General features: G+C 43.6%; 27 protein-coding genes. 11 read left to right on the forward strand and 16 right to left on the reverse strand.

The window, feature by feature from the left end; translation table 11 throughout:
- Window positions 1-53: 53 nt before the first annotated feature.
- Window positions 54-1,214 (forward strand): MFS transporter, encoded by a 1,161-nt coding sequence (locus tag LCD34_RS08745; protein WP_017360103.1) that lies wholly within the window; start codon window positions 54-56, stop codon window positions 1,212-1,214.
- Window positions 1,215-1,229: 15 nt separating this feature from the next.
- On the opposite strand, the gene LCD34_RS08750 is transcribed toward LCD34_RS08745, so the two are convergent.
- A complete protein-coding gene (locus tag LCD34_RS08750; RefSeq protein ID WP_046344710.1) occupies window positions 1,230-1,709 on the reverse strand; it encodes an Lrp/AsnC family transcriptional regulator in 480 nt (159 codons plus the stop codon).
- Between the two features lie 145 nt (window positions 1,710-1,854).
- Between LCD34_RS08750 and LCD34_RS08755 the strand changes: the two genes are divergently transcribed.
- The 6 genes from LCD34_RS08755 (at window position 1,855) to LCD34_RS08780 (ending at window position 7,953) form a co-directional block, all read left to right on the forward strand.
- Entirely contained in the window at window positions 1,855-3,087 is a 1,233-nt protein-coding gene (locus tag LCD34_RS08755; RefSeq protein ID WP_224558802.1) for an MFS transporter, read from the forward strand.
- A 149-nt stretch (window positions 3,088-3,236) separates the two neighbouring features.
- Complete coding sequence (locus LCD34_RS08760; RefSeq protein ID WP_065461268.1) at window positions 3,237-3,839, forward strand: bacilysin biosynthesis protein BacA; 603 nt, start codon at window positions 3,237-3,239, stop codon at window positions 3,837-3,839.
- Between the two features lies 1 nt (window position 3,840).
- Complete coding sequence (locus LCD34_RS08765; protein WP_017368257.1) at window positions 3,841-4,548, forward strand: cupin domain-containing protein; 708 nt, start codon at window positions 3,841-3,843, stop codon at window positions 4,546-4,548.
- A complete protein-coding gene (locus LCD34_RS08770; protein ID WP_007497757.1) occupies window positions 4,545-5,306 on the forward strand; it encodes an SDR family NAD(P)-dependent oxidoreductase in 762 nt (253 codons plus the stop codon). The genes LCD34_RS08765 and LCD34_RS08770 overlap by 4 nt, the downstream gene beginning before the upstream one ends.
- Window positions 5,307-5,320: 14 nt before the next feature.
- Window positions 5,321-6,742, forward strand: a complete 1,422-nt coding sequence (locus tag LCD34_RS08775) for an acetyl-CoA carboxylase biotin carboxylase subunit family protein (RefSeq protein WP_224558803.1) — start codon at window positions 5,321-5,323, stop codon at window positions 6,740-6,742.
- 17 nt (window positions 6,743-6,759) lie between these two features.
- Window positions 6,760-7,953, forward strand: a complete 1,194-nt coding sequence (locus LCD34_RS08780; protein WP_224558804.1) for an aminotransferase class I/II-fold pyridoxal phosphate-dependent enzyme — start codon at window positions 6,760-6,762, stop codon at window positions 7,951-7,953.
- 15 nt (window positions 7,954-7,968) lie between these two features.
- Here LCD34_RS08780 and LCD34_RS08785 read toward each other — a convergent pair whose 3' ends face one another.
- The 12 genes from LCD34_RS08785 to LCD34_RS08840 all read right to left on the reverse strand — a co-directional run bounded on the left by LCD34_RS08785 (window position 7,969) and on the right by LCD34_RS08840 (window position 19,006).
- The gene (locus tag LCD34_RS08785; protein WP_272870249.1) at window positions 7,969-8,760 is read right to left on the reverse strand and encodes an SDR family oxidoreductase; all 792 of its coding nucleotides are present in this window, start codon (window positions 8,758-8,760) and stop codon (window positions 7,969-7,971) included.
- Window positions 8,761-8,852: 92 nt separating this feature from the next.
- Entirely contained in the window at window positions 8,853-9,308 is a 456-nt protein-coding gene (locus LCD34_RS08790) for a dTDP-4-dehydrorhamnose 3,5-epimerase family protein (RefSeq protein ID WP_008343612.1), read from the reverse strand.
- A complete protein-coding gene (gene rfbD, locus LCD34_RS08795; protein ID WP_008343613.1) occupies window positions 9,301-10,155 on the reverse strand; it encodes a dTDP-4-dehydrorhamnose reductase in 855 nt (284 codons plus the stop codon). The genes LCD34_RS08790 and rfbD overlap by 8 nt, the downstream gene beginning before the upstream one ends.
- Window positions 10,156-10,158: 3 nt before the next feature.
- Window positions 10,159-11,124, reverse strand: a complete 966-nt coding sequence (gene rfbB, locus LCD34_RS08800; protein WP_224558806.1) for a dTDP-glucose 4,6-dehydratase — start codon at window positions 11,122-11,124, stop codon at window positions 10,159-10,161.
- A complete protein-coding gene (locus tag LCD34_RS08805) occupies window positions 11,121-11,861 on the reverse strand; it encodes a sugar phosphate nucleotidyltransferase (protein WP_058213476.1) in 741 nt (246 codons plus the stop codon). The genes rfbB and LCD34_RS08805 overlap by 4 nt, the downstream gene beginning before the upstream one ends.
- Window positions 11,862-11,863: 2 nt before the next feature.
- Window positions 11,864-12,892 (reverse strand): glycosyltransferase, encoded by a 1,029-nt coding sequence (locus LCD34_RS08810; protein WP_224558807.1) that lies wholly within the window; start codon window positions 12,890-12,892, stop codon window positions 11,864-11,866.
- Window positions 12,889-13,629: a cytidylyltransferase domain-containing protein gene (locus LCD34_RS08815; RefSeq protein ID WP_202734149.1), complete on the reverse strand. Its 741-nt coding sequence runs from the start codon at window positions 13,627-13,629 to the stop codon at window positions 12,889-12,891. The genes LCD34_RS08810 and LCD34_RS08815 overlap by 4 nt, the downstream gene beginning before the upstream one ends.
- Window positions 13,619-14,743, reverse strand: a complete 1,125-nt coding sequence (locus tag LCD34_RS08820) for an N-acetylneuraminate synthase family protein (protein ID WP_224558808.1) — start codon at window positions 14,741-14,743, stop codon at window positions 13,619-13,621. Before LCD34_RS08820 ends, LCD34_RS08815 begins: the two co-directional genes overlap by 11 nt.
- A 1-nt stretch (window position 14,744) precedes the next feature.
- Entirely contained in the window at window positions 14,745-15,620 is an 876-nt protein-coding gene (locus LCD34_RS08825; protein WP_224558809.1) for a GNAT family N-acetyltransferase, read from the reverse strand.
- On the reverse strand, window positions 15,617-16,795 hold the full coding sequence (locus tag LCD34_RS08830; RefSeq protein WP_224558810.1) for a DegT/DnrJ/EryC1/StrS family aminotransferase: 1,179 nt from the start codon (window positions 16,793-16,795) through the stop codon (window positions 15,617-15,619). Before LCD34_RS08830 ends, LCD34_RS08825 begins: the two co-directional genes overlap by 4 nt.
- Window positions 16,796-16,816: 21 nt before the next feature.
- Window positions 16,817-18,229: a CDP-glycerol glycerophosphotransferase family protein gene (locus LCD34_RS08835; RefSeq protein WP_224558811.1), complete on the reverse strand. Its 1,413-nt coding sequence runs from the start codon at window positions 18,227-18,229 to the stop codon at window positions 16,817-16,819.
- A 6-nt stretch (window positions 18,230-18,235) separates the two neighbouring features.
- Window positions 18,236-19,006, reverse strand: a complete 771-nt coding sequence (locus LCD34_RS08840; protein ID WP_017360119.1) for a glycosyltransferase family 2 protein — start codon at window positions 19,004-19,006, stop codon at window positions 18,236-18,238.
- Between the two features lie 175 nt (window positions 19,007-19,181).
- On the opposite strand from LCD34_RS08840, the gene LCD34_RS08845 reads away from it, so the two are divergent.
- The 3 genes from LCD34_RS08845 (at window position 19,182) to LCD34_RS08855 (ending at window position 21,371) form a co-directional block, all read left to right on the forward strand.
- Window positions 19,182-19,856 (forward strand): YIP1 family protein, encoded by a 675-nt coding sequence (locus LCD34_RS08845; protein WP_318010719.1) that lies wholly within the window; start codon window positions 19,182-19,184, stop codon window positions 19,854-19,856.
- A gap of 223 nt (window positions 19,857-20,079) precedes the next feature.
- Complete coding sequence (gene gerQ, locus LCD34_RS08850; protein WP_007497781.1) at window positions 20,080-20,622, forward strand: spore coat protein GerQ; 543 nt, start codon at window positions 20,080-20,082, stop codon at window positions 20,620-20,622.
- 131 nt (window positions 20,623-20,753) lie between these two features.
- Window positions 20,754-21,371 carry a cupin domain-containing protein gene (locus LCD34_RS08855; RefSeq protein ID WP_224558812.1) on the forward strand — a complete coding sequence of 206 codons (618 nt, stop codon included), beginning with the start codon at window positions 20,754-20,756 and terminating at the stop codon, window positions 21,369-21,371.
- A 42-nt stretch (window positions 21,372-21,413) separates the two neighbouring features.
- On the opposite strand, the gene LCD34_RS08860 is transcribed toward LCD34_RS08855, so the two are convergent.
- The 3 genes from LCD34_RS08860 to LCD34_RS08870 all read right to left on the reverse strand — a co-directional run bounded on the left by LCD34_RS08860 (window position 21,414) and on the right by LCD34_RS08870 (window position 23,529).
- A complete protein-coding gene (locus LCD34_RS08860) occupies window positions 21,414-21,785 on the reverse strand; it encodes a DUF423 domain-containing protein (protein ID WP_003215282.1) in 372 nt (123 codons plus the stop codon).
- 67 nt (window positions 21,786-21,852) lie between these two features.
- Entirely contained in the window at window positions 21,853-23,163 is a 1,311-nt protein-coding gene (locus tag LCD34_RS08865; protein WP_007497786.1) for a purine/pyrimidine permease, read from the reverse strand.
- Window positions 23,164-23,196: 33 nt separating this feature from the next.
- Window positions 23,197-23,529 carry a YwdI family protein gene (locus LCD34_RS08870; RefSeq protein ID WP_212357108.1) on the reverse strand — a complete coding sequence of 111 codons (333 nt, stop codon included), beginning with the start codon at window positions 23,527-23,529 and terminating at the stop codon, window positions 23,197-23,199.
- A 172-nt stretch (window positions 23,530-23,701) separates the two neighbouring features.
- On the opposite strand from LCD34_RS08870, the gene LCD34_RS08875 reads away from it, so the two are divergent.
- On the forward strand, window positions 23,702-25,060 hold the full coding sequence (locus LCD34_RS08875; protein ID WP_017360123.1) for an aldehyde dehydrogenase: 1,359 nt from the start codon (window positions 23,702-23,704) through the stop codon (window positions 25,058-25,060).
- The last annotated feature ends 24 nt before the right edge of the window (window positions 25,061-25,084 follow it).

Genomic DNA, 25,084 nt, shown 5'->3' on the forward strand with positions numbered 1-25,084 from the left:
TTCGGATCTCTCCGAAGCCTTTTTATGTATTTGTTTAGAAAGGTGATCTCATCATGAAAAACTTCCCCATCGCTATTTTTGCGTTAACGCTCGGTGCGTTTTCGATTGGCATGACTGAATTTGTGATCATGGGTCTTTTGCCAAATGTCGCAAATGATCTCCATGTATCTATTTCTGCTTCAGGTCAACTGATTACCGGATATGCACTCGGTGTCGCAGTTGGCGGCCCTATTTTAACGTTATCAACTGGAAAAATGTCGAGAAAACGTCTCCTCATCCTATTAATGATTCTTTTCGTGGCGGGAAATGCTGTCGCCGCTGTATCGACTTCTTATGGTCTGTTGATGGCTGCACGTATTTTAACGTCATTTGCTCATGGTACCTTCTTTGGTGTCGGCGCCATTATGGCTGCACGGCTTGTTCCTAAGGAGCGAAGCGCAAGTGCGATCAGCTTCATGTTTACAGGACTGACAGTAGCCAATGTACTGGGTGTGCCATTTGGTACCTTTATAGGAAATCAATTCGGCTGGCGCATGTCATTTCTCGTCATTGCCGTCATTGGTCTCATTTCCTTAATCGGTATTATCAGTTTAGTACCAAATCAATCGAAAGAAGAAGTATTAGATATTCGAAATGAAATATCGGTGTTGAAAAAGCCGCAGGTCCTCGTCTCCTTTGCGATGACGATTTTTGGTTTTGCGGGTGTGTTTACCGCCTTTACGTATATCAGCCCGATCCTGCTGCAAGTGACTGGCTTTCAGGAAAACGGGGTCACCCTCATTCTTGTCCTCTTTGGGCTTGGGGTCACCATTGGGAATTTAGTCGGCGGAAAGCTTGCCGACTGGAAGCTGATGCCGAGTATTATCATCACATTGATCTTGCTGATGGCTGTTCTGTTGTTATTCACATATACATCTGCCTTTAAAGTGCCTGCCGTGCTGACGATTTTTGTGTGGGGAATTATTTCATTTATTCTCGTTCCTACCTTGCAATTCCGCACGATGAACATGGCACATGAAGCCCCGACACTCGCATCAACGCTCAGTCATTCTGCCTTTAATATTGGAAATGCCGGCGGTGCAGCGCTTGGCGGTCTTGCTATTGAAATCACACATTTACAGCTTGTCCCGCTCTTTGCGGCAGGTGTGACATTCATTGGATTGATCATTACGATCATGAGCTATCAGTCAGATAAACGAATCAAAAGGACCTGAGGGCAGGTCCTTTTTCTATTTCACCACGGTCATTTCTGGCTCTTCTATTTGTTTCACACGTTCCTGAATGGGATGGGTAAAGGAATGCTCTGATAAGACAATATGGGAGACCGTTTTTGTGAAGCCAGACACATCTTGAATAAACGCTTCAATTTCTTCAAGTGAGGCGACAGACAGCTTAATGAAAAAACAGGACTGTCCTGCCACTCGATAAGCAAAGAACGCACGTGGATGCTGGTTCATAAATGTCACAAAACGCTGATACTCCCCATTTAATACGGTGACTTCCAGTAAACAGTCTATCATCAGACCCAGCTTTTTATAATTGACTTGAACAGAATACCCTTCGATAATCCCTGCATCCTCTAGTTTTCGGACTCTTTCTGCTACCGCAGGCGCCGATAAATTCACTCGTTTGGACAATTCCCTCATTGATAAGCGGGCATCTTCTCTCAATTCGTTTAAAATATGCACATCCACATCGGTGATTTTCATTCGTTACGCTCCTATCCCAAAATCGTTCCATTTGAAAAGTATTTTATGATGATACTTATGATACGAAATGTAAAATAAAACTAAATAATGGTAGAATTTATTTTAACGGAATTGAATGAAAAAGCAAGTATGGAGGGATCACTTGATGAAAGAATCTTTAGACAGCCAGGCTTCTAAAACATTTCCCATCACACTTGCCATTGCACTCACACTTGGCGTTTTTGCGGCGGGATCGGAGGAACTGGTGATTTCACCACTGCTGCCTGATTTATCAAACTCCTTTCAGCACTCTCTTGATGTTCTCGCTCTTTCCATCAGCATTTATGGGTTAGCTGTGCTGGTTGGAGCTCCGCTACTCGTTCCTTTAGGGGACCGATATTCAAGAGAGCTTTGTTTGATAATTGGGCTGTCTTTCTTTTTAATTGGAACAGTGATGTGTGCTGCTGCCCCAAATTTGGCCGTGTTTTTTGCAGGCCGTGCTATTTCTGGGCTGGCAACTGGTGTATTTGTGCCAACAGCCTATGCTCTTGTGGGCGACCGGGTTCCATACGAATATCGCGGCAAAGTGATGGGACTCATTGTATCGAGCTGGTCTCTTTCTCTTGTCCTTGGTGTGCCCATTGGCGCCTTTATCGGCCAGAGTTTAAACTGGCGCTGGACGTTTTGGATCTTCGCTATGATGAGTCTCATTGTCCTGCTACTCGTCATCCTTGAATCAAGAAAACAAGTCAGAGCAGCTGATCCGAAGGCACCTCAAGCTAGAGAGAAAACAGGCGCTTTATGGGGAGCTTTGAAAATTGATCGTGTGCCTGCCTATTTGACTGTGACGTTTTGCAATATGCTTGGATTTTACGGCATGTACTCGTTTTTAGGTGCTTATCTGCAAAGTCTGTTTGATGGCGGACAATCAACTGCTGGACTTCTTATTATGGCTTATGGCGTCGGCTTTTCTATGAGTATGTTTACTGGAAAATTAGCAGACTGGTTCGGTAAAACCCGTTCCCTTGTCTTTGTGCTGGGTGGAATTGCGCTTGTTCTAGCCTTGCTTCCTTATGCGCCATTCTCGTGGATGTTGCTGATTTTCGCCCTATTTATTTGGGGGGCTATGCAAAGCTTATCTGTCACGCTTCTAAGCACCGTTCTAAGCGACTGCTCTCAAACCCATCGCGGCAAAGTGATGGCTTTTTACAGCCTGGCCTCCAACCTTGCTGTTATGCTCGGTTCCGCACTGATGGGACCCGTTTATGTCCATTTCGGATATCATACGGTAGGTCTTGTCTGTGCATTGATCACACTTGTTGGTTTTATCATCAGCATCGGCAGCTATAAACGAGAACGCGCCTTACAGAAAAAACAGCCAACTACACTTGAAACGTAAGCACATTTCACTGCACATCTCGATATGTGCAGTTTTTTAGATCAATTTTTAATATCATCGTATATTACATTTTTTATGAAATTTGTTGACAATTGCCAATTTAAAATTTTATAATCTAGTAAAAATTTGAAAAAGATTGGATGGTAAACATGATCCTAAAGAATGATGTGTTTCATTTCAAAGAAGAGCCTAGCCCTTCACCCAAGATGTTTACAGTCAACACACTAGGCCCTAAGGGGACAAGCAGTGAATACGCAGCAAAACATTTCATCTCTCAATCCACCACTACACTCGGCACTCATACGAAACTATCCCTTTATGACACATTCGAAACTTGCATTGAACATACTCTCTCTCAACCACTTCAATTTACTCTCGTTCCACACGCATATGAAGGCATCAAACACTTCTACATGAGACCAGATCTACAGCTTTTACAAATTTTCAGATGTGACACACCCATGTATGGGTTGGCTGTCAGACCTGATTTCCCATTCAATGAACAAATGCTCCACCATTTAAAAATTGTCTCACATCCTGCACCTGTCAATTTAATTCAATATTTCATTCACCAAAATGCTGAATTTGAACTTGTTAATTCTACAAGTACTGCCGCGCAGAAAGTAAGGGACGGCGAATTTGATTTTGCTTTAACGAATGAGGTGGCAAGAGCCACATATGGCCTCATCTTCATTCGAACGTTTAAAAGTATACCCATGAGCTGGTCCATATTCGGAAAAGGAGAGATATAAGATGCAAACTGAACAAAAGACGCAAGAACGATATTTTCCTCAAGCGAAAAAATTAGAATGGGATAATGGCGTCATCCAATATTCCACTGTAAGAGGCGGTACGGAAGTGTTAATTTCATACGTCCCTCCCCGCACGATCATTGAACCTCACGAACATCCCGAAGCACAAATCGGTATTGTGTTAAAGGGCGAGCTTCAAATGACTGTCGGCCAATCGACTCAACTGCTCACCCCATTAGAATCAGCCTATATCGCACCACCGTTTGTCCCTCACGGCGCTTCAAATCTGACAGATGAAGAAGTGATCGCCATTGATATTAAGAGATTAAAGGATGACGAAGAATATACAGCTCCCCCCACTTATTTCTTAGACATTTTCAAAACACGGGATTTACTCCCTGGCATGGAAGTGACTTTTTTTGTGGAGGATTGGATGGAGCTGATGATTGCCAATATCCCTGGAAACGGTGGAGAAATGCCTTTTCATAAACATAGAAATGAACAAATCGGCATTTGCATCAGCGGAGGGTATGATATGACAATCGAAGGCTTTACAGAAAAGATGGAATTTGGCACCACCTATTTCTGTGACCCACGGGAAGATCACGGGGCCATCAATCCAAAGCCAGAAGCTTCAAAGTCTATTAATCTCTTCTTCCCTCCCCGCTATAATCGCTTAAAACCAAAAGCATCTAAGGTGAAGAAATGAAGTTAGACGGAAAAGTTGTCCTCATTACAGGAGGTGCGTCGGGGATTGGGCTTGCTGCTGTCAAGCTCTTCCTCGAGCATGGAGCAAAAGTAGCTGTCGCTGACATCAATGAAAGCAGCGGCAACCAACTCATTGAGTCATTACCGCATGAGCACCTTGCATTTTTTATAACAGATATTACGAAGGAGTCTGACTGTCACCAAACCGTTCAGAGCGTGCTGAGCCGATTCGGTGCCATTGATGTCCTCATTAACAATGCAGGCATCGAAATTGTCTCACCCATTCATGAGATGGCACTGGAGGATTGGCATCGTATTCTTCAGGTCAACCTGACCGGCGTCTTTCTCATGAGTAAGCATACATTGCCGCATATGCTTGAAAAGAAGAGTGGAAGTATTATCAATACCGGATCTGTCGGAGGTCTTGTGGGTTGGCCTGACATTCCTGCATACAACGCAACAAAAGGCGGTGTCATTCAGCTCACCAAATCAATGGCCATCGACTATGCCGCTCATCAAATCAGGGTGAATTGTATTGCCCCTGGCATCATTGATACACCATTAAACGAGAAGTCCTTTTTAGACAATCACACAGAAAGTCTCGAGATCGTCAAAAAGGAAAAAGCAAAGGTGAATCCTATGCTACGGCTTGGAAAACCTGAAGAAATTGCTGGCGTGATGCTGTTTCTCGCCTCTGACCTATCCAGCTATATGACTGGAAGTGTCGTCACTGCAGATGGCGGTTACACCGCTAGATAAAAGGAGTGCTTTCATTGAGTAAAAAAACTGTACTTGTCATTGCTGACTTAGGAGGGTGCCCGCCCCATATGTTTTATGAAAGCGTGGCGGCATCATACCATATCGTTTCTTATATCCCAAGACCCTTTGCGATTACAAAGGGACATGCCGAGCTAATCGAAAAATACTCCATTGCGGTCATCAAAGACCGTGATTATTTTGAGACACACCCTTCTTTTGAACACCCTGATTCTATTTACTGGGCACATGATGATTATCCAAAATCAGAAGAAGAGGTTGTGGAAGACTTCATTCAAGTGGCTTCCTTTTTCAAAGCAGATGCAATCACGACCAATAATGAATTATTCATTGCACCGATGGCAAAGGCCGCTGAACGTCTTGGGCTACGAGGTGCCGGTGTCAAGGCAGCCGAAATGGCGCGTGATAAAAGCCAAATGAGGGCTGCATTCAATGCCTCTGGCGTCAAAGCGGTGAAAACTCAGCCTGTCACGACTTTATCTGATTTCCAACAAGCCATTGAGTCTATCGGAACACCGCTCATTTTAAAGCCTACATATTTAGCCAGTTCTATTGGCGTCACCTTGTTTCATGACAAAGCCGGAAGTGATGACTTGTTTTTACAAGTACAATCGTATTTGGAAACCATACCAGTCCCAGACGCTGTCACGTATGAAGCACCGTTTGTCGCTGAAACATATTTAGAGGGTGCTTACGAAGATTGGTATGAAGATGAAGGATATGCTGATTATGTCAGTGTAGAAGGGCTGGTCGTAGAGGGCGAATATCTCCCTTTTGTCATACATGATAAAACCCCTCAAATCGGCTTTACAGAAACGGCTCATATCACTCCGACGATCTTAGACAATGAAGCCAAGCAAATCATCATTGAAGCAGCAAGGAAGGCAAATGAAGGACTAGGTCTTGAACATTGTGCAACCCATACAGAAATCAAACTCATGAAAAATCGAGAAACTGGACTGATCGAGTCAGCGGCTCGATTCGCTGGCTGGAATATGATCCCAAATATTAAAAAAGTCTTTGGCGTCGATATGGCCAAGCTATTGATTGATGTATTAGTTGATGGTAAAAAGGCTGTACTGCCAAAACAGCTGCTTTCTGGACATACATTTTATGTAGCGGACTGCCACCTGTACCCTCAGCATTTTAAAGAGAGTGGGCACATACCACCTGAATCCACACATATTACCATTGATCATGTGTCTATTCCGCAGGAAGCATTCGTTGGAGATACTGCGATTGTCAGTCAATCATTCCCTGCCAAAGGGACTATTGTGGATCTTGAATTATTTGAAGCTTTTAATGGAATCGTATCTCTTGAATTAAAAGGATCATCCTCACAAGATGTTGCCGCGTCCATCCGCAACATTCAGAAACAGGCAACGATTCAGTTAATGGATGAATTAGTGAAGGGATAGAAAGAGAGGCTGCTGTGGTGAAAATGTTAGCATCTAAAATGATTGAACGGCTGCCTGAACAGAAATTCGGCACCGTTTTTGAAAAAATAGCTCAAAAGACAAAAAACGGAGCAAACATCATGAATCTAGGTCAGGGGAACCCTGATCTACCAACTCCTCCCCATATCGTGAGTGCCCTACAGGAGTCAGCGGATGTTTTGCCATTTCAACAATATGCCCCTTTTAGAGGCTTTGACTTTTTCAAACAAGCCATTGCAGATTTTTATAGATCGGAATTCGGTGCTGAGATTGATCCGCAGAAGGAAATTGCTCTTTTCACTGGCGGAAAAACGGGGCTGTATGTCATGAGTCAGTGTCTGCTTGATCCAGGAGATATCGCACTCGTTCCCGATCCAGGATACCCTGAATATCATTCAGGCATTTTGATGGCGGACGCCAAGCCATACAGTATCAAACTTGAAGAGAAAAATGGCTATTTACCAGATCTCTCCTCAATTGATCCTGACATAGTCAAAAAAGCAAAAGTACTGTTCTTGAATTATCCGAATAACCCCACGGGTGCTGTCGCAAATGAGGCATTTTTCGAAGAGGTTGCTGCCTTTGCGGCCGCTCACGAGCTGTATGTTATTCATGATTTCGCCTATGGTTCATTTCATTATGAACAAACACCCGTGAGCTTCATGAATACTCCTCTCGGGAAAAGTGTAGGAGTGGAATTATATTCTCTATCAAAGACATTTAATATGGCAGGATGGAGAGTCGCTTTTGCTGTTGGAAATGAGGAGATCATCCAAGCCATCAATACCTTTCAAGACCACGTGTTTGTCAGTATGTATGGCGGATTTCAACACGCTGCGACTGCTGCCTTGCAAAGTGATGACTGCCATATTCAATCATTAAAGGCGATATACCTTGAACGAATCAATTTCTTCATCCGGCAAGCGGCGAAAAAGCTTGGCTGGACAATCGAACGTCCACCCGGCGCCTTTTATTTATGGGCTCCGATTCCTGATGACTTTGAACATTCTCATGCCTTTGCTGACTATTTACTCGAACATGCCGATGTTGTCGTCACGCCTGGAGGAGTATTTGGAGCCAATGGAAGCCGTCATGTACGCATTTCAATGGTTGCCCCGATTGAGGAGCTTGCTCTCTTTATCGATCGCCTGTCCATCCTCCCCATTCGATTTCATCAAAAAACCCGCCAATAGCGGGTTTTTTTCAGTTTATATACTTTTCATCGTTCCACCGTCTACTGAGATTTGTTGACCTGTGATATAAGAAGCTTCCTCTGATGCCATAAAAGCTGCCAATGACGCCATCTCACTCGCTGAACCCACTCTTTGCATTGGGATACCTGATGCGACAGCTTGTACAGCCTGCTCTCGTGACAATGCCTGCTTCGTCATCATATTGCCGATAAATTGTTCATACCGATCGGTTGCAATAAAACCTGGATTTAAACAATTTACCGTAATACTAGACGACGCAAGCTGTGTGGCTGCATTTTTACTGGCATTAATAATCGCTGCATTCATCATACTATTCGTAAACATTTGTTCACCAGGTTCCTTCCACAGGTTCCCGACAATTTGAATGATCCGTCCATATTCATGTCTTTTCATCAATGCGGCTGCACGCTTCATTGTATCGACGTAGGCGATGGCTTTTTGGGAGAAAGCATCCAGCATCTGGTCAGTTTCACATGAATCAAATGTATCTGGCTTTCCTCCTGGAATGTTATTGATCAGCACATCGAGTCTGCCAAACTCCTTTTCTATTTTCTCAAAGGCTTCCGACCTCACCGCTTCAACCGACATATCTCCACAGAATAGAGACAGCGGTTCCTTTGTTTCTGTCATATCTTGAATGTGCTGTTTCGTCTGTTCAAGTGAGGCCATATTTCTAGAGTTGATGATCACCTTCATATCGCTCTGAGCGGCAAGTTTTATTGCGATTGCCTTTCCAATGCCTGTACTTGCCCCTGTTACAAATGCAATTCTTTTAGACAAACTCATCCACATCCCTTTTCATCAATATACATAAAATGACACATACAGAATGTATTTCAACAAAAAAAGACCTTTCTCCTGCGAAAGGCCTCTCTTCTCTATTTAAATGTCGTTTCCCAATTAAATCCGATCGCCTCATCATTCCACGCAATTCTCTTCTCATCTGGGTTTTTTGGGTCGTACGATTCTGTTGTAAAATACACAATCTGCAGCGGCGTCTCCCCTAATACGCGGTAGCCATGGGCAACTCCCTTTGGGATGAGGAGCAGCATCGGATTATCTTCCCCCATATAATACACATCGGTTTGACCCTTTGTCGGAGAATCCTCTCTCAAATCGTATAAAACGACCTGTGCATGACCTGCTGGGAAAAACCAAACATCGTCTTGTTTTTCATGATAATGAAAGGCTTTGATGACTCCTGGGAAACTTTTCGACCACGACGCCTGCCCAAAGCGCTTCAGCATCGGTTCGTCATCTCGAATAAGCTCTGCGAAAAAGCCGCGATCATCACAATGTTTCATGAGTTTTTTCGTTTGTACACCATCAATCATGCTGCTCGAATCTCCCTTCTTTCTGCAAGTATTCATGAAGTGAATCTTTCCAATGTCTTGGCTTCCAGCCTGTCGCTTCAATCGCTTGCAGATCTAAAACAGAGTAGGCGGGCCGAGGTGTTTGGAAACCATACTCTTCAGTGGAAATGGGTTCAATTGTCGTAGACAGACCGCTTGCTGCCACAATTTCTGTCGCAAAGTCAAACCATGAACAGCTAGCTCGGTTACTGACATGATAAATACCTGCTTTCTGGTCAAACAAGTGAATCAAAGCTTCTGCGGCATCCTTTGTATAAGTAGGAGACCCTAACTGATCATTGACGATGCGCAAATGATCCTTCGTTTCAGCCAGTCGAAGAATGGTATTCACAAAATTATGTCCCTCATGTCCATAGAGCCACGATGTCCGAATGATCTTCACTTCATCTGACACAAGATGAATCAATTCTTCTCCAAGTTTTTTACTCTTTCCATAAATGGTTTGCGGATCTGCTTGTGCATCAACTTGGTAAGGGGTATCCGCTTGCCCATCAAATACATAATCTGTGCTGACATGTAACACATCTGCCCCTACGTTCTTAGCCTCCAGCGCTGTATAGTAGGCGCCAATCCCATTCACAAGATAGGCTTTTTCCGTTTCTGTTTCGCATTGATCCACAGACGTATAAGCAGCCGCACTGACAACAATATCCGGACGGAAATGTCTCATTGCATGTCTGACTGCCTGTTGATCTGCGATATTCAGCATACTCCTTGTTAAAGCAATGACGGTGATGTCTTTTTCTTTCAGCTGTTTCGTCAATTCTTTCCCTAATTGGCCGCCTGCACCGGTGATTAAAACTTTCATCGGTCACCCTTCTTCACTTTGATCATATTTGGCACGATACCAATCAATCGTTTTTTCGATACCTTTTTCAAATGAAGTTGCCTGCACCCAGCCGAGCTCTTCTTTTAGCTTACTGGCATCAATGGCATACCGCCTGTCATGCCCTTTCCGGTCTTGAATAAACGCGATTTGGTCATGAGAGATGCCTAGATGTGTGAGAATGGTTTTGGTTAAATCAAGATTTGTTTTCTCGTTGCCTCCGCCAATATTGTACACCTGACCGACTGTTCCGTTTTCTACTACTTGTTTTACGGCTCTCGCATGATCCTCTACATAGAGCCAATCGCGGATCTGCTGGCCGTCTCCGTAAATCGGAATCTTTTCACCATTGACCGCTTTTCTAATAATGGTTGGGATTAATTTTTCTTCATGCTGATAAGGTCCGTAGTTGTTGCTACATCTTGTGATCATTGCGGGTAATTGGTGGGTGTGGATATAAGATTTCACAAGCAGGTCTGAACTTGCCTTGCTTGCTGAATAAGGATTATTCGGTGAGAGTGGTGTTTGTTCTGTGAAAGCAGGATCATCCGGCTCCAAATCTCCATATACTTCATCTGTAGAAATATGAATGAGTTTATTCGCCTTTCCCTTTAAGACAGCTTCGAGCATACGATAGGTACCAAGGACATTTGTTTGGATAAAGGGTTCTGCTGACTCAATACTGCGATCGACATGTGATTCTGCTGCGAAATGAATGATGGCATCATAGGCTTCATCAAATACTTGATCTAGTTCGTCTTGCAGCGTGATATCTCCTTGGACAAAACGGAAATGAGGCAGCTTTGATAAATATTCCATCTCCTCTGGATGACTGGCATATGTTAATTTATCAAATACGGTCAGCCGGACATCGGATTCTTGAAGCAGCAGCTTCACAAAATTCAGTCCAATAAACCCTGCTCCACCTGTAATTAAATAAGACTTCGTCATTCGTATCCCTCTTTTTCCTTCATCGTTTCAAACATTTTTGTTGATGCTTCGTGGAGAGATTCATGTGTTCCTGCATCAATCCACCACCCTTTTAACATATCATAGGTCAGCTGGCTATTTGAGATGTAGAGATTGTTCACATCAGTAATCTCTAGTTCACCTCGATCTGACGGCGAGATTTCCTCGATATATTGAAAGACGTCTTGATCATAAAAATAGATGCCCGTGACGCAGTAAGATGACGTCGGATGCTCTGGCTTTTCTTCTATTGATAAAATTCGATGATGAGCAGGATCAATTTCTGCAATGCCAAACCGTTTTGGATCTGCCACCTCTTTCAATAGAACCTTGGCTCCGCTTTCTTGCTGCCGAAAGACGTCAACAAAAGGGCGTAATGAATCTTCAAATACATTATCACCAAGCATCAGCACAAATTTTTCCCCTTGAGCAAAGGGCTTTGCATAGGATAAACCATCGGAAATACCAGACGCTTCTGGCTGTACTTGATACACAATGTTCATCCCAAGTTCACGATCATCTTCCAATAACTTTTGAAACAACGGAATTTGTTCTTCCTGTGAAATCAGCATCACATCTACAATTCCTGCTTCTTTCAGTTTGAATAATGACCAATAAATCATCGGATATGGACCAACCGGCAGCAAATGTTTGTTGAAAATCTTCGTTAATGGTGCCAGCCGTGATCCCTTTCCTCCTGCTAAAATAACTCCCTTCACATCTACACATCCTTATGTTCTTTTTGGTGTGAATTCATGAGGTGTATAAGAATGTTTTTCACTCGTTCGATTCCTTTTCCATCAATGAGTGAACGTCCATTAAGATGAATGCTTCTGCGGAGAAAATAGCTGTCAGACAGTTTTTGAACAGCTTGCAACAGGTCTTTTTCTTCCACAAGGGCACCTAATCCAAGGTGAAAACAAGCTCCCTTTTGCGCAAACATGCTCGCTGTCACTGCTTGGTGGTCTACTTGCGATAGGACAATGCTGGGCACCCCAATACAAATTACCTCATATAACGTCATACCGCCTGCTACGATAGCCACATCAGCTTCTGATAAAAGAACCGGTAGTTGATCTGTATGTTGAATGAATTGGATATGTTCCGCCTCTACTTGCTCTTTGATGTGAGAGGCTTTTCCTGCGACCGCTAAAATGTCTAGGTGATTTGTTTGAAGAAGCGCCGATACAGCCTTTGATAACAGGCCGCACGGATCACTACCGCCAAGACTGATGACCACCTTTTTACATTCTTTTCGAACCTCATATGTGTCTTTGAATCGTTTAAACTCGTGATCTAACAATAAATAGGGCGTTCCATGATAATAAGCCGTGCCATTAAGCAGCTCGTGCTTCCCGTCCAGACCGCCATAAATGCTGTTTATGACCGTGTCTGCAAGCTGACAGGCTTCCTCTCTTTTTTCCTCAAATAAGACAAGCCTCGCACTGCCACAGGAGTCTTTGATCGTTTGAAGAAACTGAAGATCACAATCAAGCACATCTATGACTAAAAGGTCAGGCTTTAGCTTTTTGATGTCTTGTTGGACCTGGAGAAGCGCATTCGACTCATGCACCATGTGAACGTACCACTCTGGGTGCGAAAGCATTTCTACACAAATCTGATCATTTGTATAGAAATATAGGTCGTTCCCTTCCTGAAGCAGTTCTTTTGCCAAACGTTTCATTCTGACGACATGCCCCATTCCTCTTAAAAAACCCCCATAAACAACAATCATGATTTTTTTGTTCATTCAGCATCCTTCTGTCTCACAGATTGATTCAAACGAACAATGTCTGGATGTTGTTCACAGATGGAAATGAGCTCAGCTGTCGGCACAGCAATAGAACCACCAGCTTTCTCTAGTAAACGGGTAGCAAACACATAATCTTCTTCTGTATCAATCGTGAATCGATAAGCAGGATATGCAAGTTCTTTGGGCGGTGTGAATAATTGAAGGTGAAATTGCTCGGGATGCTTTCTGATATACAGCGTGACATGCTCACGTTCTGAATAAGTGAGGGGAAATTTGTCGATTTCACATAAAATAGATGCCTCAATCATTTCCCCGGAAATACCGAGTGGTGTTCCGTTCGTATATGTGTAATCAGCCTTTTCCTGTCTATGTTTTTCAAGCATTTTCGACAAAAGCGAAGGATCTATAAATGGATTGTCTCCCGTTAAACGTACAACCGTTTTAGGTTCAAATTGGCGGACAATCTGCGCAAACCGCTCAAGCACATCTGCCTCACTGCCTCGAAACACCTTATAACCCTTTGACATACAGTATTGAGCCAAATAGTCATCCTCTGGCTCGACCGTTGTGGCAATCATAAGGTTTTGCATGTTGTGATGGTAATCATCTGATTGCTTCACCCGCTCCACAATCAAATCAATCAGCGCCATGCCGCCGATCGGTTTCATCACTTTTTTTGGCAGTCTTGTTGACCCCATCCTAGCCTGAATAACAAAAAGTACATCATGCATCATCATGAGACTCCTGCGTGAGTACGTCTTTCCACGAAATGCCTGTATGGGCTGGGATGCCTCTCACAGCCTTTGTGCCAAGTAAAATCGGCATATATCGCGGATGCAACCCCTGATTTTTTTGTCCAGGGCGCAGCACAGCTACATTTTCTGACGTGAGGGTCTCTCCCCTTGCAATGCCTTTTGTCGTAAAAATTCCTCGATACGCAAACTCTCGAATTTGCCCTTCAATGGCTGTTGTCGTTTTATAAGAACTGCCAAGAAGCTCCTCTGGTATTGAATGAACGTCTATTTCCGCTTGATTCCGCTGCTTTTCTGCCGCTCGAATGTGCTGAACCATTTCCTTTAATTCTTCAGGATCAAGAGCAAAGGAATGATCCGCTCCGGGTAATGTTTTATCTATTGTAAAATGTTTTTCAATCATTGCTGCCCCGAGCTTCACAGCGGCTACTGGCGCTTCCGTCGGGTGTTCACTATGATCTGAAAAGCCAATGACTGCTTCAGGAAAAGCGGATCTTAAGGTTTGAATCACCCGCAGGTTCGTATATGCTCTAGGCGCTGGATACTTTGCCACACAATGCATGATAGCGACTTGCTTATTTTGCTGGCTCGTAATCGTTTCGTATGCTTCATGAACATCAGCAATGGTGGCCCCAGCTGTTGAAAAAATGATCGGCTTGTGAAAAGAAGCCGTATGACGCAAAAGAGGCAAATGGTTGATTTCATAGGATGCCAGTTTAAAAGCAGGCGGATTCGTTTGATTCAATAAATCAGCCGATTCTTCGTCACACACGGTGCTTAAAAACATCAGTCCTTTTTCCTTACAACGTGTCAATAAGACAGGCAGCCATTCTGGCGGCAGCTCCATTTGTTCCACTAAAGAAAAAATAGACACTTCTTCTCCTTTGGCCGTTTCGTATAACCCCGGTTCCTTTTGATACATCCGATCCGCTTGAAACATTTGAAACTTCACCGCATCAGCCCCTGCTTCTTTTGCCACATCAATTAAAGCAAGTGCCTGATCCAGCTTGCCATCATGGTTAATGCCTGCCTCTGCAATGATAAAGACAGGCGCACCATCTCCCACTTTGCGATCTCCGATATAGAAATGCGCCATCTTACCTCTCTCCTTTTTTCGGCCACACATGGTAATACAAAAAGGCATTTGTTGTCCTAAATCCCATCTTTTCGTACAGCTGGATGGCTGTCGTATTATGAAGCTGTGTCCCCGCAGAAATGAAGTGATGCCCTCTGTCATGAGACACTTTCATCATCTCAATAAACAGCTTTTTTCCGATCCCTTTTCCTTGAACATCCGGTCTAATCGCAAAAAGCTCAAGCCCCATCTCATGCCCCTTTGTCATACCTTGAATCAAGCCAACCACTTCATCATTCACCTTGGCAACGAGGTTGATATCTGCGCGTCCGAGTAGGTTGTTTCTCATCCACTCCTGATAAAAATGCTGAACAACACGCTGGTCTAAATATGGGTCAAGGGCATAACGGCTTTTCACAAAAGCCTGATCACCTAGTAAGACCGCCTCATCGTAATCCTTCTTATCTGGCACACCCATCACCACATCTTGATCTGATAATGGCATCTCCATGAGGGCAGGCGGTGCCTCAAGCCTAGTCAGACCACCGACATAATACACATGGGATAGTTTTTGAACAATGCGGTTTTTTTCAAGATCAGCCGCCTCAAGCCGTAAAAAGAAAAAATCACATTTTTCTGTTCTCATCCAATTGATGAATCTCTCCATCAATTCTTTAAAGAGCAGCGCTGATTCAGCTTCCACAAACTTCACATGAAAAATATGCTTGTCAAAAATGCCGCTCTCCCATTTGGACCATTCGTATAACAGCACTGCTTTGAGCTTAGCGCCGCTGACAAGAGCAAACTGCTTGAATCCTGCCATGCGTTCCGTTTCATGACCATATGTTTTCAGCCAAGCTGCCAGCACCTGATCGTCTATTGCATGAACGACTTTCATGAAGAGGCCTTCTTGTCTTTTAAAATTGACACGACTGCGGTGATGACATCCTGCACATCTTCATCTGTCATACTTGGATAGAGCGGGAGCGAAAGCGTTCGTTTGTAATAAGTGAGTGCCTCAGGGAAATCCTCTGGTGAATAGTTGTAGGTCTTCTCATAATATGGATGCAAGTGAACGGGAATAAAATGAACACTCGTGCCGATTTTATATTCCTTTTGCAGCTGATCAATCATGTCATCGCGTGTGATCAGTGCTTCTTTTGGATCAACTTGTAGCACATATAAATGCCACGCATGTCTTCCCTCATCATGTACAGGCGGCAAGATGAGACCAGCTTCATGTTGAAATGCCTGATTGTATGTCTTCGCAATCTGTTCTCTGCGTGTCTGCATCTCCTTCAACCGGCTTAGCTGAACGAGCCCTAACGATGCTTGCACGTCAAACATGTTCATTTTATAGCCCGGTTCCTCGACCTCGTAATACCATGTTCCCTTTTCTCCATAACGATTCCACGCTCCCTTACTCATCCCGTGAAGCGCCAGCCTTCTGATTCTAGCTGCAAGGGCATCATCATTTGTCGTCAGCATGCCGCCTTCACCAGTCGCTATGTTTTTCGTTGCATAGAAGCTAAAGGCGGTCGCATCACCAATTGATCCAATCGGTTGATCGTGATAGGTCGTATAAAGGGCATGAGCGGCATCCTCCAGCACGAACAAATCATACTTTTTGGCAATCGCTAAAATTTGGTCCATATCACACGATTGACCAGCAAAATGTACAGGGACAACCGCTTTCGTATGTGGTGTAATGGCCGCTTCTAATTTTTTCGCATCTAGATTGAGTGTCGCCGGATCAATATCGACGAAAATAGGGGCTGCCCCCGTATGGATGATCGTATTGGCTGTTGCGCAGAACGTCAGAGGCGTTGTGATGACCTCATCACCAGCTCCAATGCCTCTCGCCTTTAACGCTAAAAATAGAGCAGCTGTACATGAATTAACTGCTATCGCGTGCTTCGCTCCAGTCAGCTGCCTAAACTCTTCTTCAAACTGTCTCACTTTTGGTCCGGTGGACAACCAGCCGGACTTTAATGTTCCAATGACTTCATCAATTTCTTCCTGTTCAATAAAAGGCAGTGCATAAGGAAGAAATTGTGCTCTCTTTTGTCCCATATCGCTTGCACACCCCTATCTTCATCTCTGAAAATCCACGCCTGTTTTTGTTTTGAGCAGAGAAAGCAGAACATCGGTCGATTGTGCATGCGGATAATGTTCTTGAATGAAACGAGCCCCTTGCTGTTTCGCCAGCTTCATTTCTTGTTCATCCGATAAAATACGGATCGCTTTCTCGGCCAGCTCAATAGGGTTTTCCATGTGGCAGCTGCCAAGCGACTCGTAATAAGGGTATCTTCTGCCTTCTGTCATTTTTCCAATCAGTACACTCTTTTTAAAGAGCATTGCTTCCAAACCAACTGTTGATGTGAGCGTAATGACCATATCCATATACGGCAGGAGGTCATACAAGTCGATCTCTTTTTTAATTAATCTCACATGGTTCCCCGCGCGCTCAATCGCTGTATAGTCATTTAAACGATTTCGAGCAATTTCCCACGGATGCGGCTTCATAATCAGCTGAATGTCTTTCCGTTTTGCAATCGTTTTAAGAACATCACCGTAAAAGGCTTCTGAAAACGGCTGTGTTGCCACGAGCACAGTCTTTTTGGCAGGGTTGAAGTTTAATTTACGAAAGACCATTTCCTCTTGAAGCGGTGTTCGCTCCTGCACCAAATCAAATCTCGGGTGACCTGTGATCTCCACCTGCTCAGGCTGACAGCCTTTATCTACATACCAGTCCTTTTCATATTTTCCAAACACCCCGTGGCAGGTGGTGAAAATCGGCAAAAAGGCTTCGTCTCCCATGAGCGCACCGTGCTGAAGACAAATACTTGTTAGATGGCGCTTCACAGTTTGTAAGGCGAGCACACGGCTATAAGCATCCTCCGTCGTACCAACAACAACAGCTGTGATTGGCTGCATCTCAAATAGCGTTTCTATTTGGTCAATCACATCAATAAAGTGCACAAGGTCCTTCCGAAGCTTTTCTCTAAAAAAGACATTGCCAAAGACAGGATGGTGGGCGTAAGGTTTCAATAGAGCATTTGCTTTTTCAATATATTCAACATGGGCTTCTTTATTAACCTCTCCGGCTAATTCCGGCTTGCTGATCACTGGTAATCCGAAATAATCAGCCTTCTTCCAGCGCGCGAGCACCACTGTTTGGTTCGGATGGAACCGCGTGTAATTTTGTTCAGTAAAACGCAAGTGTTCAAAGTGAAGCAGCACCTTTCCATGACTCGGACGATAAGGGGTACGCTTGATCTGCTGTTTATGCTGATCAAAAAAGGGCTGAATGTCTTGCGGCTTTGGACAAGTTGTTGACAGCTCTTCACCAAACGCCTTATCTTCCATACGTTCTCTTACTTCAGGGCTGATGTATTGATAAAAATTACTGATTAACCCAAGGGGTATGTGGCGATAAGATAAGTCTTTCATCAGATTCACATACTCAAAGTACACTTGCCAATAATGATGAATATAATGCGACACTTAAGGTCACCTCCCATGTCTTTGTTTTAATATATGGCGGAGCTCCCTGCAGGTAGACTGCGGAGGAAGTGCTTGAATAAAATCGCTTTTCTCTTCTTCTGCCAACTGATAATGAATAGACTGTTCTGTGATGTAGTTTGTATCCAATACCTCATCAAAAGGGTAGAACGGATAAAAGTGATTTAATCTAAAAAAGAACCGGGCATCCCCTATTCGATAAAAATGCGGACTCTCGTCCCAGTAGGATCCAAACTCAGCACGAATCTTTGTTAAAATGGATGCACGATGTACAACCGAGCAGTGATCAATGGCACAAGGTGCATTCCACTGCACCGTTTGCGCAGGTCGAATCGTTTCCTTTACTGGCTCTTTTTCGCTATTTAAATAGATAACTTTTGAACTAGAATAGACAATTTCTTCATTCGGACGAGCATCTAAATATTTCGTGAGCTTCTCTAAACGGTCTGGTGCATAGACATTGTCATCTGTGGCATAGGAAATATACTCGCCCTTTGCCTGTTCTAATGCTTGATTAATGAGGACGGCATAGCGTGTTTTCGCCGTTCTTTCCTCCAGCGTTTTCACCCCGCTTTGGATAAAATGGACGCGTGGATCTTTACGGAAAGGCTCAATAGCAGCAAGAGTTTGTTCGTTTGATCCATCATCCATGATAAAAAGTTCAAGGTCTGACAAGGTCTGCTGCAGCACCGCTTCAATTGATCTGCCAACGTAGGCTGCTTTGTTGTAACTCGTCATAATGACCGTTACTTTCGTCAATGTTTTCACCTCGGTCTCTTTTAAACTATGGTTATCATATGTGTCTCCTCTTAAAGAGACTGTAGAGTGACCTATTTTTTATAAAATTGGATTTTTTTCATGATCTATCTTTGAAAAACGTAAAAATTTTGGTAATATAAGTAATCATTTATGTGTAATAAAGGAGTAAAGAACATTGGAGTATATGAAGAGTGATCTCTCCCAAGAAGAGGAAGCAAAAGGTTTTTTTCGATTCTTTAAAATTTTTGTCGCGACAAAAACGATTATTCGCTCATATGAACATACCTCTATTCCCATGTGGCTGATGATACTCCTTGCAAGTATCGCTGGTACTAGCTGGATGTACGAAGGGTATTTTAGTGAGTATATGGGCAATCATATTCCATATCCTTTTATTCTGTTACACGGAGCAGGTTTTGGTATTTTAGTAGGCAATTTTCTTCTATTTTTCGGTTCATTCATTTTACAGTGGTTAGGACGACTGTTTTTTTGCAGTAAAGCGCCGTATCGAGATGTGCTCAAAGCTTGCACACTGACGGTCATTTTTCCTTCCACCTTATTTGCTCTTACTTGGATTATTACTGTGGGGTTGCTTGGTCCGTATACATTTGTGAAAATCTCACCCTATTTAGACCAGCACTATGAAGTATGGTATTATCTCAGCGTTTTACCACTGGTTGATGCGTATACCAAGGCATGGATATTTGGGATGGCTGTTTTAGGCCTTGTTGCTGTGATGAAGCTGAGAATATGGCAGGCCTTTATCATTGCCATCGCACCGATCGCCTTATTTTTTCTCACGATGACCCTTCTCTATGACGTCCAGCGGGCTATGAATTGGTTGATGTAAACAGGCATTCCTTAAATTGTTGGAAACCTTTGCAATCTAGGCAGTACGAATAAGGGGTTTGTCTGAATACTGAGGAACTGCACAAAGCAGTTCCTTTTTTTCGTTCAATGTACATATTCTCTCTTCCTGTCTCATAGTGTGAAAGAGAAAAAGAATGCTATGGAAACAACAGGCGCTTTTCTGCCTTCTGTTTAGAACACCATGAGGAAAGAGGAGGAACGTTATGAAATTGAAAAATCAATTTGGGCAAGGTTCGGGTTTCGAAGGTCAAGATTTTCGCCAGCAACAATATGGAGCAAATCCGTATCCTGCGCAGCAGATGGGTTATTCAGTCCCTCCCCAAACGCAGGGTCAAATGCAAGGTCAAATGCAGCAGGGGTATTCGCCAATGCCGTCTACTGGTACTTCACAAGGAGGCCAAGGTGGGCAAAGTGGCGGGCAGCCCTATCAAATTCCTTCGGGACCGATTTATCAGCAGAACGTCACCGGTCAGCTGCCGCTTGAGCAGTCCTATATTGAAAATATTTTACGATTAAACCGCGGCAAAGTAGCCACGATCTATATGACGTTTGAGGCAAGTAAAGAATGGAACTCAAAGATTTTTAGAGGGGTCATTGAGGCTGCAGGACGTGATCACATTATCATTAGTGATAACAAAACGGGGACACGATACTTATTGTTAACAATCTACCTTGATTACATTACGTTTGATGGGGAAATTCAATATGACTATCCATACTCGATGTCTACGTATTCTCCGAGATAACCTCAAGGTCATATCAGCAGCAAGGTGCAGACGCCCTTGCTTTTTTCTTTTGTCTAGGTTTTTGACACACCTTCGGGGGAAGGCTCATAAGATGCCTAGTAGTTTTTATTAAACGCCTAGAGGTGACATCAATGACTGTTGAGCTGGATTATACATCGCCGAATGTTAAATATTCATTTGATTTGAATCAAAGCCCCCTTGTGAAATATGATCAACACAATCTGATTAATGTTTTAGGAAAAAAACAATTAAATTCGCTCGATCAAGTATCTCTGCTGGATATATATTTGAGTAAAAGCAAAGTAGTAGAGCCTCATTATCATCAAAATGCTGCCGAGCTTGTTTATTGTATCGCCGGCTCTGCTGCTGTATCCATGTTGAACCCTTTTACAAAAAAGCTGTCCACCTACACTATTACCCCTGGGCAGGTAGCCAATGTGCCACAAGGCTGGTGGCATTATGAAGTCGCCTTGCAGGACAAAACCCATTTGTTAGCCATTTTTAACGCATCGACGCCAGAAGTCATCTTAGGTTCAGACCTTCTAACCCTCACGCCTCCTCACATCATGGCACATACTTATTGCATGAACGAAACGCAGTGGAAGCAGGCGACGCAGCCTGTGAAGCCTGGTGTGTTTATCGGGCCTTTCTGCCACCGGGAGGAAGAGACACAAACGCACCCTGTCCCGCCTTCTCACTATGTACCTTATTATCAAGCACCTCCGAACTATTCTCCTTATTGGAGTTAAGAAAAAAACCGATGCCCCTATGAGAGCATCGGTTTTTCTGGCTTATAAATTTTTTGCTGCTGCAATCACTAGCATGATCCAAGAAGCGATAAACGCCACTCCGCCAATTGGCGTAATAGCACCTAAAATCTTCACCTGAGTCAAGGCAAGCACATAAAGGCTTCCTGAGAAGAAAAGAATGCCTGCCAGCATCACCCAGCCAGCGGTCGGCACTAGAGAAACACCTGACAGCTTATCTGCCAGAAAGGCGACAATAAATAGGCCAATGGCATGGAACATCTGATATTGAACCCCTTTATTCCATATCTCAATATACTTTTCAGGAATTTTCCCTTCCAGTCCATGTGCACCGAAGGCTCCAAGACCAACCGCAAGCATGGCGTTAATGGCACCTAATATGAAAAATAGTTTCATTCGTCATTCTCCTTATCTCATCAATTATGTTTATCATAGCTCGGGTCATATCCAACATTCAACTTTCCTATGATGCTGACACGAGATTGTCGGATTTCTTCTTCTTTCGCAGTAGCACTTGATCGACCACAATCGCAATCAGCGTGCCAAGCACAAGACCATTGCTCAATAAAGAAATCAGCACAGGATGCATGCCTTTCAATGCACCTTGTGGCACAAACATTGCGCCCACGCCTGCTAAAACAGCGATGCCAAGCACAAATCGAATGCGCGGGATGTCTTCTTTTTCATACTGATCGAATTCAGACATAGCAATCCCAATCATAGAAGAGAACACCACAAAGTTCACAGCCAGCCCCACAGGTGAAGGCAATGCAGAGAAAAAGCTCATCAATAATGGAAATAAACTAATGAGGACAATGAGCAGACTGCCAAGGAAAAATGGCTTTCTCGATGGAATTTTGGTTGTTTGTATAAAACCCGCTGCCCCTGAAATAGGGACAGGCGCAATCGCACCAATCAGTCCGCTCAGCAAATGACCAAATGCGGCGACAAAACCAGCCGGTCTGGCTCGTTTCCGCTCACGCAGTTCACCAAATGCCTTGACGGAACTTTCCACAATTCGAATACTTGCCAGCATATTCACTATGAGTAAGATCGTAATAAAAAAGGACGTAACAAGCAGTCCACTGTCAAAGACCGGCATGCCAAATGGAAACAGCTTTGGAAACTCAATGATCTGCTCAGGAATGCGAACAGGCTTCGCTAGTCCGAGTAAAGCAAATAACAGCCAGCCGCCTGCAAGTGCAAATAACACAGAAAACTGTCTTAAATAATGCCATTTTGAGCGGCTGATCATGAAGGTGATGACAATAATCAAGATCGATAGACAAAAGACAAGTCCATCTACCTGATTTCCCCGATAACCGATCCCCATCAGCCCTTTCATGATTGGCTGACTTAACTGCACAACAAGCAGCAGCAAATAAATACCTGTGACAACCGGCGTAAATAAAGACGCGAGCCAATTAATGATTTTAAAGAGACTAAAAATAAAAAAGAACGCTGCACTAAAAATTAACGCCCCTTGTAACGCTTGCAAGGTTTCAGGATATGTAGCAAAAATCGTCCCTGTCATGCCTGCATAAAGGGTATATACCCCCCACCACAGCCCTGCTGGACTTTCATTGATCGGCAGCATATGACCGCATAAACACTGCACCATCGCCACAAGTCCAAGTGAAAAGAATGTACTCTGAATCAGTTCCGCCGACTGCACTTGATTTAATTCAAATGCTTGTGCAATCGCAATCGGCACAGCAATAGAAGCTGCGATAAAAAATGCCATCCACTGAATGGCGCCCAAAAATAGTTTCAACCCGATCACCTTCCCTTTGTCGTGACAAGACCATTAAAAATCAAAAATAGAGTCACCGTTGCCATCTTTCTCTTGTTGACCCTCTTCTTTATGCTGAAATTTCTTTGCACCGCTAGTGCCCATCAATTTCTCTAGCATGGCTTGATCCGTAGACACAGCCGGTGCAGATGGTGTCTGTATAGATGGAGGTGGTGAAATGACCGAAGACTCCGGCATTTGCACCTGTGATGACGTGTCGAGAATGACATCACATAGTGAAGAGATGACCGCCGCTTGACGTTTCACCTCTTCATCATTTCCACTTTGTTTTGCTTTTTGAATGGCTTCCTCCATTTTTTGAAGCAGACTTGATATATGAATATTCAAGGGTAGACCCTCCAATCTAAAAAATTCGTTTTCCAACATTATTTTACCAAATGAACAAACCGAATGGGCTCATTTTTTCAAAGCTGTGTGCTTCTGTTCCTCTTATTTGACCCTTACCCAAGATTCACACATAATAAAAAAGAAACAATATCGTCTTTGAAAGGACTGAAAGATGAGCAAACTCACTGAACTCATTCACAAACAAAAAAACGTGCAAACACCAGCGGTTCAAGATCGAATCCGTCTTCTTAACGATTTAAAAAAAGCCATTAAACATCATGAAAAGGACATATTACAAGCCTTAGCCCATGATTTACATAAATCCGAACAGGAAGCCTATACAACAGAAATTGGCATGGTATATGAAGAGATCAATCATACCGTCAAACATCTTCACAAATGGGCCAAACCATCTCGCGCGAAAACACCTCTGACCCATATCGGATCAAAAAGTATGATCATTAAGGAACCGTACGGAAGTGTTCTAATTATTGCCCCTTGGAACTATCCTTTCCAATTGGCCCTTTCGCCATTAGTTGGAGCCATTTCTGCGGGAAATGCCGTTACTTTAAAACCGTCAGAATTAACGCCGCACGTCTCAAACGTGATTGGCACGATTGTGGAAAGCGTGTTTCAAGAAGATCTTGCAGCGGTCGTTGAAGGCGGTGTGGATGTCAGCACAGAGCTTCTGAAACTGCCTTTTGATTATATTTTCTTTACTGGGAGTGTAGCCGTCGGCAAAGTCGTCATGGAAGCGGCCGCAAAACATCTCACACCTGTCACACTTGAGCTCGGCGGAAAAAGTCCATGCATTGTCATGCCTGATGCAGACATCAAGCTCGCTGCGAAACGAATCACCTTTGGTAAATTCACGAATGCTGGTCAAACATGTATTGCACCAGACTATTTACTAGTTCATGAATCGATCAAAGAGGACCTATTGCGTGAAATGACGACCTGTATCCGTGACTTTTACGGGGACCAACCTGAAACAAATCCGCATTTCGGAAAAAATGTCAGCCAGCGTCATTTTGATCGACTTTCACAATTTCTCTCAAATGGCACGATTGTGACAGGCGGACAGCGCAATGAACAAGAGCACAAAATCGAACCGACCATTCTAGATCATATTACATGGGAAGATCCTGTGATGCAGGAGGAAATTTTCGGACCTATTTTGCCTGTCATCACATTTGACTCTCTTCAAGAGGCAGCTGACATGATTAAGGCAAGACCGAAGCCCCTCGCTCTTTACTTATTTACAACAAATAATGAAACAGAAGCTTATATTCTAGACAACCTCTCATTTGGCGGGGGCTGCATTAATGATACGCTGATGCATGTCGCCACTCCATACTTACCATTTGGTGGCGTTGGCGAAAGCGGTATCGGACGATATCATGGAAAAGAAAGCTTTTTCACCTTTACCCATGAAAAAAGCGTCCTACGCCAGACCAATCGCTTTGATTTTTCTTTCCGCTATCCAAATGCGAAAAACGGACTCGACATTGTCCGCAAATTTTTAAAATAAACAGGACGAAGGGATTTTCCCTCG

It is taken from the genome of Bacillus sp. RAR_M1_44 (assembly GCF_020165935.1).
In the GTDB taxonomy this organism is placed as follows: domain Bacteria; phylum Bacillota; class Bacilli; order Bacillales; family Bacillaceae; genus Bacillus; species Bacillus altitudinis.